A 14,884-nucleotide genomic window follows, 5' to 3' on the forward strand; every position below is an offset into this window, starting at 1 on the left:
CACTCGTCACACCACGTCGAATCTGACCTTGACCGCGTTCGGTCGGTACTTCGAGCTGTCGTCGAGGACGCCCTGAACGCTGCTGTTGAGGTTGTAGGTGAGCGTCAACTCGTTTCCGCGCCGCAGGTCGGGCTGCTCGTGGGCGTTGTAGACGACCGTCTCCGCATCGCCGTAGAAGCCGAAGGGACCGGATTCCGTTGCCGTGTGTAGCAGCGTCGGTGACGTGAAGGGCCCCGTCGGCGACTCCGAGAGATAGCCCAGAATGTTCGGGCTGTACGGGCTTGTCGTGTCCTGTGTGACAAGGAGGAAGTGCTGATCGTTCAGGCGCGTCATGCTGTACTCGTTGGCCACACCGGACATCACCGGTGCCGAATCGGTCTCCCGGGGAGACCAGCCTCCCTGCCCGTCGAAGAACTCCCACGGCTGCCGCAGATCATCGCCCTGCACTCGGGCGATGTGCATGAGTTTGTCGGCTCCCTCGTCGTGGACCCCGTACACATAGGTGTGATCGGTTGCGGCGTCGTGCTCCACCCACGACGCCCAGTGCACCCCCGTCTCGGAAGGCATCGGCGTGACATCGAGCAGCCTGAGGTCGTCGCGAGTGTCGAAGCGGGCCAACAGGTTCCCGTGCATCTCCAGTTCGCCTCCACCTCCCGGGACCAGTGCCGCTCGAAGACGCTCGGCGTCGAAGTCACCGCCGGTATCGACCACGCGCGAGTCGCCCGTGAATTTCAGGTACATCACATCCAGCGTGTCCCGGCTGGTGACGTGGGAGCCGCCGAGCCAGTGAAATCTGTCGTTCTGCGGTGGCAGCACGGCCCTGGTGCGGCCGTCCGGAGTTGTGCTCAGCACGGTGCGCATCGATCCGTCGCGTTCGACCACGACGAAACTGTTACTGACGAAAGGAGTCTCGGGTGTCCGTGATCCCCTGGCATCCAGGCGGCCCAGGAACGTATCGGAGAACATGATCACGTGGCGGCCATCCGGCAGTCGTCTCAGGTAGGTGCTGTCGCCACCGGTCCAGCCACCGTCGTCCGTGTAGGCGTACTTGGACAAGAGCGTATTCAGATCGTGGTGGGGCGCACTGGATATCACCCGCAATCGCGGTCCGGTCGCCTCCGACCCGGGCGCTCGTCGCGCGGCACCGGAGACGATCCGCCCACCATCCAGATCCGCGTCCGACAGCGAGCCTGCGGTTCCTCGCAGCGTGTACGCCACGTCGTCGTACTCACTCTTGAAAACGGCCGCCAGGTCGTGGACCGCGGGAATCGCCTTGTCGATGACCTTGTGCCACAACTCGTCCCACGCGCGCACCATGACGGACATCTTTCGGGAAAGCAGTGCTGTCGATCACAAGTAACGTACCGCCGATGCGCCCCTCAGCCCAGGGCCTGGTCCAGGTCGCCGAGTAGGTCCTCGATGTCCTCGAGGCCGACCGAGATCCGGACCACGCCGTCGGTGATGCCCACGGCCGCACGGCCTTCCGGTCCCATCGCGCGGTGCGTGGTGGTGGCCGGATGCGTGATCAACGTCTTGGCGTCGCCGAGGTTGTTGGAGATGTCGATGATGCGGAGCCGGTTGAGCACCTCGAACGCCCGCTTCTTCGCCGCGTCCGGATCGCCACCGGCCGCCAGCTCGAAGGTGACGACCGTGCCGCCCGCCGACATCTGCCGCGTGGCCAGCTCGTACTGCGGATGTGACTGCAGGAAGGGGTATTTCGTCCAGGAGACGGCGGGATGCCGCTCCAGGAACTCGGCGATCCGCAGGGCCGACTGCGCGGATTGGCGCACCCGCAGCGGCATGGTCTCCAGACCCTTGAGCAGCGTCCAGGCGTTGAACGGGCTCAGCGCCGGGCCGGTGTGCCGCATCAGGGTCTTCACCGGGCCGTCGATGTAGTCCTGCGGGCCCAGGATCGCGCCGCCGAGCACCCGGCCCTGGCCGTCGATGTGCTTGGTGCCCGAATACACCACCACGTCGGCACCGAGGTCGAGGCTGCGCTGCAGCAGCGGGGTGGCGAAGACGTTGTCCAGCACCACCTTCGCGCCCGCGGCATGCGCCAGATCGGAGACCCGCCGCACATCCACCAGGGTCTGCATCGGGTTCGACGGGGTCTCGAAGAACACCGCCCCGGTCGGCTGCGACAGCGCCGCCTCCCACTGGCCGAGGTCCTCGCCGTCGACGAAGACGGTCTCCACGCCCCAGCGCGGCAGGATCTCGTTGCAGACCACGAAGCAGGACCCGAACAGGCTGCGCGCGGCCACGAGCCGGTCGCCGTTCCCCAGAAGCGCTGCGAGCGAGGTGAATACGGCCGACATGCCACTGGCCGTCGCGAAGCACGCCTCGGCGCCCTCGAGCAGGCGCATCCGCTCCTCGAACATCGCGACCGTCGGATTGCCGTAGCGCGAGTACACGAAATGTTCGACGTCACCGGTGAATGCCGCCTCGGCCGCCTCGGCGCTCTCGTAGACGAATCCGGACGACAGGTACAGCGCCTCGGACGTCTCCTCGAACCCGGAGCGCCGCAGGCCACCGCGCACCCCCAGGGTCGCCGGGCCCACGCCCTCGGGCAGCGGCTTGTCGAACGCGCCTCCGGTGATCATGCGTGCCTCCGATCGGCGGCCGGACAGCACCCGGTCGGATCCCCGCTCCGCGCCGATGATGCGTTCACGACTGCCTCCACGGGAGGCCCAACGCGCGCCAGCCCGCACCGCCGCGATGCCCGTCGGCGTCCAGCGGGCCCTCGAAACCCTCGAGCACGTTGTAGGACGGCTCGTATCCGGCGGCCGTGGCGGCCGTCGCGGCGCCGATGGACCGCTGCCCGGACCGGCACAGGAAGATCACCGGGGCGTCGGCGTCGGGGGCGCGGTCCGCGAGCACCTGCTTCAGCTGGTCCACGAACTGCGCATTCGGCGCGCCGGTGCCGTCGACCCATTCGATCAGCGCGGTCGGCCGCTCGATCGAACTGGTGTCGGGGACCCCGACGAAGCGCCACTCGGCCTCGGTGCGCACGTCGATGAGCACCGCATCGGGATTGTCGCGCAACAGATCCCACGCCTGCCGGGGAGTGATGTCGCCAGCGTAACTCACTTCTACCTCCTGCGAATCCGCACTTGCCGCACCGTGGATACGTCGATGCGTGGCCAGGTCGTCACCCGGAGCACCCCACCGCGGAGGAGGGTTGCCGGCCAGCGAGCCGGGGCTTGGCGCTGGCGCTCATGACCTCCGATTGAGAGTGCCCGGTCACAAGGTCGCATGTCAAACGACAAATTCGCGCGCCGCCGCCGGAGCGAATCCTCAGGCACCGCACACCAGCCAGGTGCCGTCGGTCCGCGCCAGATTCCAGGTTGCGGTCGATTCGCGGCCGTCGATCGTGCTCGTCACGGCGGCGGTGGCACGGTCGCCGTCGATGCGGGTGTCGGCGACCTTCCCGATCTCGACCTGCTTGCCGAGCGCCTCCGGGCCCAGGGGTGAGTGGCGCTCGTCGAATCCGGGGCAGGCCGTGGTCGCCCGCCGCGCGGCATCCGAATCCGCCTGGGCGGTGGCGAAATTGCGCACGGCGACCGCGATCCGATCGGAATCTGTGACATTCTTCTCAGCCGGGCGCGCCACCGCGAGAGCCACGATCGCGGCGATCACCAGCACCGCCACCACCGCGGCGGCGACGAACGGGATCACCGACCGCGTGGTCTCGCGCTGATCGATCGCGGAGGCGTCCTCGGGGGTGTCGTCCATGCATCCGATCATCCCTGGTCGCCGCGGGTGTCGGAGATCACATCCGGATTTCCCGCCGGATCCCGGGAATAACTGCGATAGCAGCCACCGATAGAATCACCGGAACCCCCGGCCCCGGCCGGTACGGACGGCGTCCCCGCGCAGCAACGAGGCAGCATCGATGGGATGACGGATCGGCCGGGTGCAGCCCGGACCACACGTCAACTTAGCCTAAGCTAAGAAAGACGGCTGAATACACGGCTGAGTACATGACGACAGAGTTCTCGACCAGAGGGTGCGCGTAAGAATGACGGAATACAGTGCGACCAACCCACTGCGCATTGCGATCGTGGGCGCCGGACCGGCCGGAATCTACGCCGCCGACGCCCTGATGAAGTCCGATGCCGAGGTGAGCATCGACCTGTACGAGCGGATGCCCGCGCCGTTCGGCCTGATCCGCTACGGCGTCGCGCCCGACCACCCGCGCATCAAGGGCATCATCACCGCGCTGCACAAGGTGCTCGACAAGCCGCAGGTGCGCCTGCTCGGCAATATCGACTACGGCACCGACATCACCCTCGAGGAGCTGCGCCGGTTCTACGACGCGGTGATCTTCTCCACCGGCGCCAACGCCGACCGCGCGCTGCCGGTCCCCGGCATCGACCTGGACGGCTCGCACGGCGCCGCGGACTTCGTGTCCTGGTACGACGGCCACCCGGACGTGCCGCGCAGCTGGCCGCTGGACGCGGAGAAGGTCGCGGTGCTCGGCGTCGGCAATGTCGCACTGGACGTGGCCCGCGTGCTGGCCAAGACCGGCGACGAGCTGCTGCCGACCGAGATCCCGCCGAACGTCTACGAGGGGCTCAAGGCCAACAAGGCGGTCGAGGTGCACGTATTCGGCCGCCGCGGTCCGGCGCAGGCCAAGTTCACCCCGCTCGAGCTGCGCGAACTGGACCACTCGCCGAATATCGAGGTCATCGTCGATCCCGAGGACATCGACTACGACGAGGGCTCCGAGGCGGCGCGCCGCCACTCCAAGCAGGTCGACATGGTCTGCAACACGTTGGAGCAGTGGGCGATTCGCGACGTCGGCAACCGCCCGCACAAGCTGTTCCTGCACTTCTTCGAGTCGCCGCACGAGATCGTCGGCGAGGACGGCAGCGTGACCGGGCTGCGCACCGAGCGCACCCAGCTCGACGGCACCGGCAACGTCAAGGGCACCGGCGTCTACCGGGACTGGGACGTGCAGGCGGTCTACCGCGCCGTCGGCTACCTGTCGCAGAACATTCCCCAGCTGCCGTTCGACGAGCAGGCGGGCACCGTGCCGAACGAGGCCGGGCGCGTGCTGGCCGACGAGGACGCCGACGGTGCGGACCGCTTCGTCCCGGCCACCTACGTCACCGGCTGGATCAAGCGCGGTCCGGTGGGCCTGATCGGCCACACCAAGGGCGATGCCAACGAGACCATCGCCTGCCTGCTCGACGACGCCGCGAACTTCGCCCCGGCCGCCGAGCGCGAGCCGGAGGCGGTGACGAAGTTCCTGGAGGGCAAGGGGATTCCGTTCACCACCTGGGCCGGGTGGTACCGCCTCGACGCCCACGAGCGCTCCCTGGGCGAGCCGCAGGGCCGCGAGCGCGTCAAGGTCGTCGAGCGGCACGAGATGCTCGCCGCCAGCGAACCGCACAAGGCTTAGCGCGGCTCCCGGCCGCCGGTGCCGGGAGGACACATTCTCTTACATATTTGTCACTGTTGTGAGGCATGCTGATCACGTGTTCGATTCCCATGTCCACATCATCGATCCGCGGTTCCCGCTGATCGAGAACGAGGGCTACCTGCCGCCGCCCTACACCATCGCCGACTATCGAAAGCGCATGTCCCGCTTCGATATCGACGGTGGTGCGGTGGTCAGCGCCTCGTTCCAGGGGACCGACACCGGCTTCCTGCGCGCGTCGCTGGCCGAACTCGGCCCGAACTGGGTGGGCGTGATCAATCTGGACCCGGACGCGGGTGACGAGGAGATCGCGGACCTGGACCGCGCGGGCGTGCGCGCGCTGCGGTTCAACCTCAAGCGCGCGGCCGGGGATATCGTGGCGCTGACCATGCAGGCCCTGCGCGCGCACGATATCGCCGGGTGGCACGTCGAGCTGTATATCGACGGGTCCATGCTCGGCTCGCTGGAACCGGTGATCTCGAAGCTGCCCGCGCTGTCGATCGACCACATGGGCATGTCCGACGAATGCCTGCCGTACCTGCTGAACCTGGTCGACCGGGGCGCCCGGGTGAAGGCGTCCGGCTTCGGCCGCGTGTCGATGAACGTGGCCTCGGCGCTGCGGCGCATCCACACCGTCAACCCCGATGCGCTGATGTTCGGGTCGGATCTGCCCGGCACCCGTGCGGGCCGCCCGTTCCGGAATTCGGATGTCGAGCTGATCGCCGACGTCATCGGCACGGACATGTACAAGGTCCTCGAGGACAACGCGCGCTCGTTCTACCGGCTGCCGGTGAAGGTGCGCCCGGCCCACGAGGACCAGCCCGCCACGCGCCCGATCCGGACCGGCGAGCCGCCCACCCTCCGCCTGCACCGCGACGAACTACCGAAACTCGCCCCGGGCGATACGATCCCGCTCCCGATCATCGAGTAGCCCGGCAACCAATCGCGAGCTGCCTCGTCATTCCGGCATGCACCACGCGCGTCCCTCATCCCGGCATGCACCAGGCGCATCCCTTATTTCCGGCATGCTCTTCGCCGGAATCCGCCCTAGTCGAGGTTCGGGTGCTGCATCAGGTAGTCGGCGGCGGCCAGGCCGACGCGGTAGGCGTTTTCGATCGAGAGCGGGAAACCCGGTGAGTAGCCGCCGTTTTCGACCGCGTCCAGGGCCTGGCCGACGGTCTGGCCCGGATGCGGCTGGTCGAAATTGCTGGCGGTGCGAAGGCTGACGTAGCGGTCGAGCTTCCCGGCGCGCTGCAGCGCCGCCGCGGTGCCGTTGTCCTCCATCTGCGTCGTGCAGTAGCGGCCCTGGCCGCCCGAGTACAGGCCGACGATGTGGGCCGCGCGGGCCGAGGCGGCGGGGCCGTTGAAGAAATTGTCCCCGGTGGCCGTATCGCACTGCACGACAGTGGGTTTCGGGTCTCCCTGCTGCTGCGGGTAGGCGGCCCGCGCCTGCGCGGCATCGGGACTGTCGGCCAGCTCGACGCCTTTGGTGTTGCGGTACACCGCATCCACGAGCCTGCCGTCCAGCTCGTAGACCTGGGTGCTCGGCTTCGAGTGCGGCACATAGCCGTTGGCGACGTTCGGATCGTCCTGCGGCAGCACGTGGTGCCCGAGATCCACGTCGACCACCCAGCGCGCCCAGGCGGCGAAGCCGAGCGTCCCGGCGTCGGGCGGGGTTCCGGCGATTCCCGCGGTGATGAAGTACGCGTCGTCGAAATTCAAACGCGGGCTGCCCAGGACGGCGGCGGTGGACAGCGAGGCGTTCACCTTGCCCATATCCGTCACCATCATGCACAGCCCGGAGTCGTTGCAGCGCACCGGTGTTCGCACGCCCTCGACGGGAATCTCGTGCGTCCACCGCTGCTTGTCCACCCACGGCTCGGCCTCCGGGTCGAACATCGTGATGATCAGCGCCTTCACGTCGACCTTGTCATCGCCGGAGTCGCCGCTGCCGCAGCCGGTGGCGGCGACCGCCACCGCGCACGCCGTCGCCAGCAGGCCGATAGCCCTGGTGAACACCTGTCATCTCCCGTCGTCGTCCAACGATGCTGCTCAGACGGTAGGCATACCGCATTGCCTGGACGTAACCGGGTATTGCCGAGCGGTATCGGCCCGGCGGCCGCGAGTGGACCCCGCCATTGACGAGGCGGGCGCCGTTATTGTCATACTGACAATACGGGGCCGGGCTCGAGACGTACCGGGCTCCGGTACGAGGATCGACGACGAACCGAGGTAGCGCGTGAGCACTCCATCGACCACCCGGCAGGGCCCCCTGGCGGGCATCCGAGTTGTTGAACTGGCCGGTATCGGCCCCGGTCCGCACGCGGCGCTGCTGCTCGCGGACCTCGGCGCGGACGTGGTGCGGGTGCAGCGGCCCGGACAGCTGCCGGGGTTCATGGAGCGCCCGCAGTGGCGTGGCCGCACCATCGTCGAGGCCAATCTGAAGGATCCCGCCGATATCGAGAAGGTGCTGGGCCTGGTCGAGAAGTCCGACGTGCTCATCGAGGGTTTCCGGCCGGGCGTCACCGAGCGCATGGGCCTGGGCCCGGATGTCGCGCTCGAGCGCAATCCCCGGCTGGTGTACGGGCGCATGACCGGCTGGGGTCAACACGGCCCGCTCGCCGATCGCGCCGGTCACGACATCAACTACATCTCGCTCACCGGCGTGCTCAACGCCATCGGGCACAAGGGCGAGCGGCCGGTGCCGCCGCTGAACATGGTCGGCGACTTCGGCGGCGGGTCCATGTTCCTGGTGTTCGGCATTCTGGCGGCGCTGGTGGAGCGGCAGAACTCCGGTAAGGGCCAGGTCATCGATGCCGCGATGATCGACGGCGCGCTGGCGCTGTCGCACATGATCTGGGGCATGCGCGGAATGGGCCTGTGGTCCGACGAGCGCGGCACCAATCTGCTCGACACCGGGATGGCGTTCTACGACACCTACGAGACCTCCGACGGCAAGTACCTGGCGGTCGGCTGCATCGAACCGCAGTTCTACGCCGAATTCCTGAAGGGTTTGGAGATCGATCCGGAGGGCCTGCCGCACCAGATCGATCCGAACGCCCAGGATCAGCTGAAAAAGCTGTTCGCGGACCGGATCAAGACCAAGACCCGAGACGAATGGTCGGCGATATTCGAGGGCACCGACGCCTGCGTCACCCCCGTCCTGACCCTCACCGAGGCCACCGAGAACGGGCACATCGCCGCCCGCGAGGCGCTGGTGGAGATCGACGGCGTCGTGCAGCACGCCCCCGCCCCGCGCTTCTCCCGCACGCCGAACGCGACACCCACACCGCCGCCGTCGGAGGCGACGCCGATCGAGCGGGTCTGGGCCGACTGAATCCGCATTCGCGGGCCTTCACGCCGAGGTCGGCGGCACGGATCGGGCGCACCGAACCACCGCCGACCTGAACGTGTGTACAGATGCACGCGCACGGCGGCGCCGGTTGTCGATAGCACATCGGCATCTGTGCTGGATCTGCCTGCTGCCGTTCGGCCTTCGTTCGCTCCGCGTACATTCGCTGAGGCACTAAAGTAATTTGCATGGCTCGGAACTGGCCGATGATCGAACGCGGGAATGAACTCGAGTCGATCCGCGCGGCACTCACCGGTACCGGATTCGTCGGCGCCGTGCTCACCGGCGACGCCGGCGTCGGCAAGACGACGCTCGCACGGCAGGCGACGGCCGCGGTCGGCGGCAATATCCGCTGGGTGGCCGGGACCGAATCCGCCCGCAGCATTCCGCTCGGTGTCTTCGCCCACATGGTGGGCGTCTACACCGCGCACGATCCGGTGACATTCATGGCCGCCGCCCGCGAGGCGCTGCTGGCCGACGGGCACACCATCATCGGCGTCGACGACGCACACCTGCTGGACCAGCTGTCGGCGACGCTGCTGCTGCAGCTGGCCATCGACAAGGCGGCCCATATCGTGTGCACCGTGCGCAGCGGGGTCCAGGTCCCCGACGCGGTGACCTCGCTGTGGAAAGACGGGCACCTGCTGCGAATCGACCTGTCCCCCTTCACCGAACGCCAGAGCGTCGAGCTCGTGGAGAACATGCTCGGCGGTCAGCTGGAGGGCTTCACCGCCAACCTGATGTGGGAGTCCTCGGGCGGAAACGCCCTGTTCCTGCGGCATTTGGTGGAAGGAGCGCTGGAGGCGGGGACGCTGCGGCAGGTCAACGGGGTGTGGCAGCTGCGCGGCCGGGCCGCGGTCACCTCGGAACTGGCTGCGCTGCTGGAGGATCGGGTGGAGCAGCTGCCCGAGGACGTGCTGCGGGTGCTGGAGCTGCTCACCTTCTGCGAACCGATCGATCTCGACGTGCTGGCCGAGCTCGCCGGGGAGGAGTCGGTGGAGGCGGCCGAATCCCGGGGCGTCATAAGGATTGTCGAGAATACGCACCAGCTGCTGGTCCGCTACAACCATCCGCTGTTCGGCGAGGTGATCCGGCGGCGGCTGGGCATCGCGTCGGCGCGGCGGTTGCGCGGGCGGTTGTACTCGTCGCTGCGGGAGCGGCCCATCAAGTCCGCCTCCGACCGCATCCGCTTGGCCGAATTGGCCTTGGACAGCGATAAATCCGCGGATCTGGAGCTGTTCGAGGCGGCCGCCGCCGACGCGATCGGGCTGGCCAATATTCCGCTCGGCGAACGCTTCGCGCGGGCGGCGGTGGAGCGCCGCGGCGGTGTCGAATCGGCCGACCTGCTCGCCCGCGCCCTGCTCTATCAGGGGCACCGCATCGAGGCCGAGCGCACCCTGGCCAGCTTCGACCCGGACCAGCTCGACGAGTTGCAGCTGGTCCGCTGGGGCAGCACCCGGGTGTCGAATCTGCTGTGGTCCATGGGCGATGCCGATCGCGCCGACGAGGTGCTGGCCCTGGTGCGCGGCAAGGTCTCCCACCCCAAGCTGCGACTGACGCTGCAGGGCTTGGCCTCCGCGTGCGCGGTCAACGAAAACCGTTTGGAGGACGCGTTTCTCGACGCCGAACAGGTGATGTCGGATTCCGAATCGCCGCCGTGGGCGGTGTGGTGGGCCTCGTTCGGCGGCGGGCTGGCGCTGGCGCTGATGGGCCGCGGGGAGGCCGCCCGGACGTACGCCGCGCGAGGGCACGAGGTCGAATCCGCCATCGACGGCCTGAACCGCTTCATGTCCGCGCACGCCGAGGTGCTGGCACTCACCTTCACCGGCGACCTGGAGGCCGCGCGGCGCGGCGCCTCGGCGTATTTCGGCTACTCGTCGCCGGGGCAGTACCTGGCGTGGGGGCTGTCGAAGATCCTGCAGGGCACCGTCGACGTGGCCCAGGGCCGCTTCCCGGACGGCGTGGAGAACCTGGAACAGGCGCTGGCCGCGCTCACCGCCGAGGGCGCCGCGGCGTGGATGTTCCCGGCGAGAGTCCGCCTGGCCGAGGCATATTCGGCGCTGGGCCGCGCCGCCGAGGCCAAGGAGGTCATCGCCGAGGCCGATCGCCGCGGCGGCCGCCACTCCGCGGTGTACGAGCCGCAGCTCGATATCGCCCGGGCCTGGCAGGCCGCGGCCGAGGGCACCGTCACCCCCGCCGTCCGGCTCGCCATCGCCGCCGCCGATGCCGCGGCGCGCTCCAACCAGCACGCCATCGAGGCGATGGCGCTGCACACCGCCGCCCGCTTCGGCGACCACGCCGTCGCCGGGCGGCTGGCCGACATCGCCGCCCGGATCGACGGTCGCCTGGTACAGGCCCAGGCCCGCCACGCGGTCGCCGTCGCCTCCAACGACGGGCCCGGATTGGACACCGCCGCAGCGGAATTCGAACAGCTCGGCGCGCTGCTGTCGGCCGCCGACGCCGCCGCCCAGGCCGCCTCGGCGCACGAGCGCTCCGGGGATCGGCGCCGGTTGCTGGAGTCGGCCGCGACGGCGAACCGGCTGGCCGCGGCCTGCGGCGGGGCCAGCACACCGGCCCTGCGCCAGTCCGCGCAGCCGCTCCCGCTGACCGCGCGCGAACGCGAGATCGCCAATCTGGTCGCGGCCGGGCTGACGAATCGGCAGATCGCCGACCGGCTCACCGTGTCGGTGCGGACGGTCGAGGGGCACCTCTACCGGGCCTGCATCAAGCTCGACGTCACCGACCGCGAGGCACTCGCCGAACTCATGCGCGGCGAGCCGCCCAAGGGCAGACAACGCAACTGATCCTCGGCTACGGCCCGGGAGGGCCGGGGTGGTCGCGAATTCGAGGTTTGAAGCGGTGGATCGGTGGGAACATGCCCGCTACGATCTGGTCGGGCGACAGCTCGTCGCCCGGGTTGTCATCGGATCGGTGAGGGTGGTGCTCGGCGTGAATCGTCGTAATCGGAACGTGCGGGCGGGGATTCGGGTCGCGCTGGCGGTGCTGCCGCTGGTGGTCGGGTTGAGCTGCGCCGCCGTGGCATCCGCCGCCCCGGGACCGGTGCAGCCGGGCGTGGTCATGCCGAATCAGCCCGCCGAACCGGAGGCGGAGCCGCAGGCCGATCTGCGCGCCGCGGCACCCCAGAACAGCGCTCCCGCACCGCGATCCGCGCCGAAGCCCGCACCGCCGAAGCCGGACAAGCCCGCGGAGCCCGAGGCCCCGGCGCCGCGCACCGTCCGGCTCGGCGAATTCAGCGCCCCGGTCCCGGAGGGCGTGCCGAACGAGGTGGTCGACGGCGTCAACCGCACCACCGAGGGCATCCAGAACGCCCTCGTGCCCGGCCCCGCGCCGCAGCAGCCGTGACCCGCCCCGCGGAACGCGTCAGAACAGCATTGGCTCGCCGAAGCCTGGGGTGCGCTCGATCTCGAGCAGGCGCTCCTTGGTGGTGATGCCGCCGGGGGCGGAGAAGCCGTGCAGGGCGTGGTCGGCGGCCAGGACCCGGTGGCACGGCACGATGAGCGGAATCGGGTTGCGGCCCAACGCCTGACCGACCGCCTGGGCCGCGCCGGGCGCCCCGATCCGCTCGGCCACCTCGCCGTAGCTGAGCGTGTGGCCCGGGTCGATGGCCCTGGTCACCTCGTAGACCGCGCGATGGAACTCCGGGCTTCCGTTCTGGTCCAGCACGATCCACCGCAGGTCGTCCAAGGCGCCGGACAGGTGCGCGCGGACGCCGTCGATGGCCTCGGCGATCGATGGCGTCGGTTCCGCTTCGCGCACTCCGGAATTCCGGCGCAGCAGCCGCGAGCGGGTGGCCGCCACGGTGGGCTCCGGCAGCAGGAAGCGCTGGACGCCGATATCGGTCCACACGATCGCGCAGGTGCCGATCGCGGTGTCGAACAGCGTCGCCGCGGCGAGCCGGTCCGTTTCTTGCATGAAGCCAGTGTGCACCGCGAGACCGACAGATCCGGACGGCCCGGTCCAGTTATTCAGAACTGGACCGCACCGCGCCCGCGGCCGCCTCCGATTCCCGGTTCGTCCTGATCGCGATCAGCTCCGAATACTGGCGCCGATCGTCGTAATAGGACAGGGACCAGTCGGCCATCGGCGCGTGCGGGCGGTATCGCTCGAACAGCTCGGCGGCGCGTTGACCGCGCGTGGGTGCGTAGCGATACACGATCGCCGCGAAGATCACGACGACGGCCAGGGCAGCGATGAAGGACACCATGGAATCAGCCTGCGAGCATCTGGCCCGGAATTAAATATCCACACGCCCATAACTGGCCTTTGATCGCCGGAGATTCAGCGCCCTGGTGCAGTAGCGGCCGGGCCTGGCCACGAATCGAGGGCCAATTTCACCGACTGGCATCTCCCGCCGCTCGATCGGGCGCGCCGCTCCCCAGTCGGTCAGCGAGTGTCGCGCCCGCAGCACCGCCTGCCGGAATGCCGCGCGCTCACCCGACCGCGGCGCGTAGTGACGAAGGGTTGCGGCCGTCACCACGACGACCACGCCGAGCAGGAACAGTGCAGTCATGCGTGCAGTGTGCACCGCAGCTGGACTTGAAATACATAGCCAGCGTCGCAATACTGGCCCCTATGGCGACACGCGTGATCAGCGCGGCCACCCTGACCCGCGATCTGGGCCGGTGGCGGCACGACGACCCCGAGACCGACGGCGCCCCGCGGCGGACGTCGCGCCCGGCCTATCTCGCGCTGGCGGAGAGCATCCGGCTGCTGATCCACGACGGCCGCGCCCCGCTGGGTGTCGCGCTCCCGAGCGAGCGCGACCTGGCCACCACCCTCGGCGTCAGCCGCACCACCGTGACCTCCGCCTACTCGCTGCTGCGCGAGAACGGATACCTGATCAGCCGCCAGGGCTCCCGCAGCACGGTCGCGCTGCCCGCCACCGTCAAGCACGACGGCACCAAACCGGCGCGCAGCATCCTCGCGATGATGCCACCCGCCGAGGTGCCGACCATCGATATGACCTACGCCGCGATGTCCGCACCCCCGGAGATGAGCGAGGCGTATTCGGTTGCGCTGCAGGGTCTTCCGATCTATCTCGGCACACACGGCATGGACCCGGTCGGCGTGCTGCCGCTGCGCGAGGCGATCGCGCGCCGCTACACCGAGCGCGGGCTGCCGACCGAGCCGGACCAGATCCTGGTCACCCTCGGCGCGCAGCACGGACTGCGGCTGCTGCTCAACGTCCTCACCGCCCCGGCCGAGCGGGTGCTGATCGACCACCCCAGCTACCCGAACGCGATCGAGGCGATCCGCGATGTCGGCGCCCGGCCGGTGCCGGTTCCGCTGCGCCCGGAACAGCCCGGCGAGGGCTGGGATCTCGACGGAATCCGCAGTGCCGCAAGGCAGACCGCGGCCAGCACCGCTTACCTGGTGCCCGACTTCAACAACCCGACCGGCCTGCTGATGACCGCGGCGGGCCGGGCCGAGCTCGCCGCCATCGCCCGCGAGACCCGGATGACGGTGATCGTCGACGAGTCCATGGCCGATCTGCAGCTGGACGGCGAAACCCCGCCTCCGGCAGCGGCTTTCGCGCGCGGTCCGGAGATCGTGACGATCGGCTCGGCCTCGAAGTCGTTCTGGGGCGGCCTGCGCGTGGGCTGGGTGCGGGCGAATCAATCCCTGATCGCGAAGCTGCTCGGCACCCGTTCGACGGTCGACCTGGGCACTCCGGTGATGGATCAGCTGGCCACCACGTACCTGCTCGAACACGCGGGCACGATCCTGGACCGTCGCCGCGACCAGTTGCGCGTGCGGCGTGCGGCGCTGCTGGACGCCCTGGCCGAGGAGCTGCCCGGCTGGCAGGCGGTCACCGGCGCGGGTGGCATGTCGCTGTGGGTCCAGTTGCCCGCCCCGGTCTCGACCGCGCTCGCCGCCACGGCCCCCAACCACGGCGTATTACTCGCCGCCGGACCGCGTTTCGGCGTCCAGGGCGCATTCGAGCGGTTCATCCGCCTCCCGTTCACCCAGGAGGAATCCGATCTGCGCCTGGGCGCCAAGGCCATCGCCAGCACCTACGCCGCCCTCACCCCCCATTCCGCCGACCCCCTGACCCCCTTCACCTGCTACTGACCGCGGGCGGCGCGGTC

At 69.2% G+C, this 14,884-nt stretch carries 14 protein-coding genes and 1 riboswitch; of the genes, 6 read left to right on the forward strand and 8 right to left on the reverse strand.

What is annotated here, in order from left to right:
* Positions 1-6: 6 nt before the first annotated feature.
* The 4 genes from QH290_RS04555 to QH290_RS04570 all read right to left on the reverse strand — a co-directional run bounded on the left by QH290_RS04555 (position 7) and on the right by QH290_RS04570 (position 3,732).
* On the reverse strand, positions 7-1,317 hold the full coding sequence (locus QH290_RS04555; RefSeq protein WP_280262663.1) for a glycoside hydrolase family 183 protein: 1,311 nt from the start codon (positions 1,315-1,317) through the stop codon (positions 7-9).
* Positions 1,318-1,379: 62 nt separating this feature from the next.
* Positions 1,380-2,600 carry an O-succinylhomoserine sulfhydrylase gene (locus QH290_RS04560; protein WP_280262661.1) on the reverse strand — a complete coding sequence of 407 codons (1,221 nt, stop codon included), beginning with the start codon at positions 2,598-2,600 and terminating at the stop codon, positions 1,380-1,382.
* 64 nt (positions 2,601-2,664) lie between these two features.
* The gene (locus QH290_RS04565; protein WP_280262659.1) at positions 2,665-3,087 is read right to left on the reverse strand and encodes a rhodanese-like domain-containing protein; all 423 of its coding nucleotides are present in this window, start codon (positions 3,085-3,087) and stop codon (positions 2,665-2,667) included.
* A gap of 14 nt (positions 3,088-3,101) precedes the next feature.
* Positions 3,102-3,221, reverse strand: a riboswitch (SAM riboswitch).
* A gap of 73 nt (positions 3,222-3,294) precedes the next feature.
* The gene (locus QH290_RS04570) at positions 3,295-3,732 is read right to left on the reverse strand and encodes an Rv0361 family membrane protein (RefSeq protein WP_280262657.1); all 438 of its coding nucleotides are present in this window, start codon (positions 3,730-3,732) and stop codon (positions 3,295-3,297) included.
* 286 nt (positions 3,733-4,018) lie between these two features.
* Here QH290_RS04570 and QH290_RS04575 point away from each other — a divergent pair, with 286 nt between their 5' ends.
* Both QH290_RS04575 and QH290_RS04580 read left to right on the forward strand, forming a co-directional pair.
* Positions 4,019-5,404, forward strand: coding sequence for an FAD-dependent oxidoreductase (locus QH290_RS04575; RefSeq protein WP_280262656.1), 1,386 nt, complete (start codon positions 4,019-4,021; stop codon positions 5,402-5,404).
* A 76-nt stretch (positions 5,405-5,480) separates the two neighbouring features.
* Positions 5,481-6,353 carry an amidohydrolase family protein gene (locus QH290_RS04580; RefSeq protein ID WP_280262654.1) on the forward strand — a complete coding sequence of 291 codons (873 nt, stop codon included), beginning with the start codon at positions 5,481-5,483 and terminating at the stop codon, positions 6,351-6,353.
* A 116-nt stretch (positions 6,354-6,469) separates the two neighbouring features.
* On the opposite strand, the gene QH290_RS04585 is transcribed toward QH290_RS04580, so the two are convergent.
* On the reverse strand, positions 6,470-7,441 hold the full coding sequence (locus tag QH290_RS04585; RefSeq protein ID WP_280382049.1) for a purine-nucleoside phosphorylase: 972 nt from the start codon (positions 7,439-7,441) through the stop codon (positions 6,470-6,472).
* A 220-nt stretch (positions 7,442-7,661) separates the two neighbouring features.
* Between QH290_RS04585 and QH290_RS04590 the strand changes: the two genes are divergently transcribed.
* The 3 genes from QH290_RS04590 to QH290_RS04600 all read left to right on the forward strand — a co-directional run bounded on the left by QH290_RS04590 (position 7,662) and on the right by QH290_RS04600 (position 12,137).
* Positions 7,662-8,759, forward strand: coding sequence for a CaiB/BaiF CoA transferase family protein (locus tag QH290_RS04590; RefSeq protein WP_280262650.1), 1,098 nt, complete (start codon positions 7,662-7,664; stop codon positions 8,757-8,759).
* A gap of 203 nt (positions 8,760-8,962) precedes the next feature.
* Entirely contained in the window at positions 8,963-11,578 is a 2,616-nt protein-coding gene (locus QH290_RS04595; RefSeq protein WP_280262648.1) for a helix-turn-helix transcriptional regulator, read from the forward strand.
* A 55-nt stretch (positions 11,579-11,633) separates the two neighbouring features.
* On the forward strand, positions 11,634-12,137 hold the full coding sequence (locus QH290_RS04600; protein ID WP_280382050.1) for a hypothetical protein: 504 nt from the start codon (positions 11,634-11,636) through the stop codon (positions 12,135-12,137).
* Positions 12,138-12,155: 18 nt separating this feature from the next.
* On the opposite strand, the gene QH290_RS04605 is transcribed toward QH290_RS04600, so the two are convergent.
* Genes QH290_RS04605 through QH290_RS04615 form a run of 3 tightly spaced genes read right to left on the reverse strand, consistent with a single transcriptional unit; the run spans position 12,156 to position 13,305 of the window.
* The gene (locus tag QH290_RS04605) at positions 12,156-12,707 is read right to left on the reverse strand and encodes a methylated-DNA--[protein]-cysteine S-methyltransferase (RefSeq protein ID WP_280262646.1); all 552 of its coding nucleotides are present in this window, start codon (positions 12,705-12,707) and stop codon (positions 12,156-12,158) included.
* A 49-nt stretch (positions 12,708-12,756) separates the two neighbouring features.
* Positions 12,757-12,999, reverse strand: coding sequence for a hypothetical protein (locus QH290_RS04610; protein WP_280262645.1), 243 nt, complete (start codon positions 12,997-12,999; stop codon positions 12,757-12,759).
* 30 nt (positions 13,000-13,029) lie between these two features.
* Positions 13,030-13,305 carry a hypothetical protein gene (locus tag QH290_RS04615; RefSeq protein WP_280382051.1) on the reverse strand — a complete coding sequence of 92 codons (276 nt, stop codon included), beginning with the start codon at positions 13,303-13,305 and terminating at the stop codon, positions 13,030-13,032.
* Between the two features lie 62 nt (positions 13,306-13,367).
* On the opposite strand from QH290_RS04615, the gene yczR reads away from it, so the two are divergent.
* Positions 13,368-14,867: a MocR-like transcription factor YczR gene (gene yczR / locus QH290_RS04620; RefSeq protein ID WP_280262642.1), complete on the forward strand. Its 1,500-nt coding sequence runs from the start codon at positions 13,368-13,370 to the stop codon at positions 14,865-14,867.
* Positions 14,868-14,884 lie beyond the last annotated feature (17 nt).

The organism is Nocardia wallacei, assembly GCF_029869545.1.
GTDB lineage: Bacteria > Actinomycetota > Actinomycetes > Mycobacteriales > Mycobacteriaceae > Nocardia > Nocardia wallacei_A.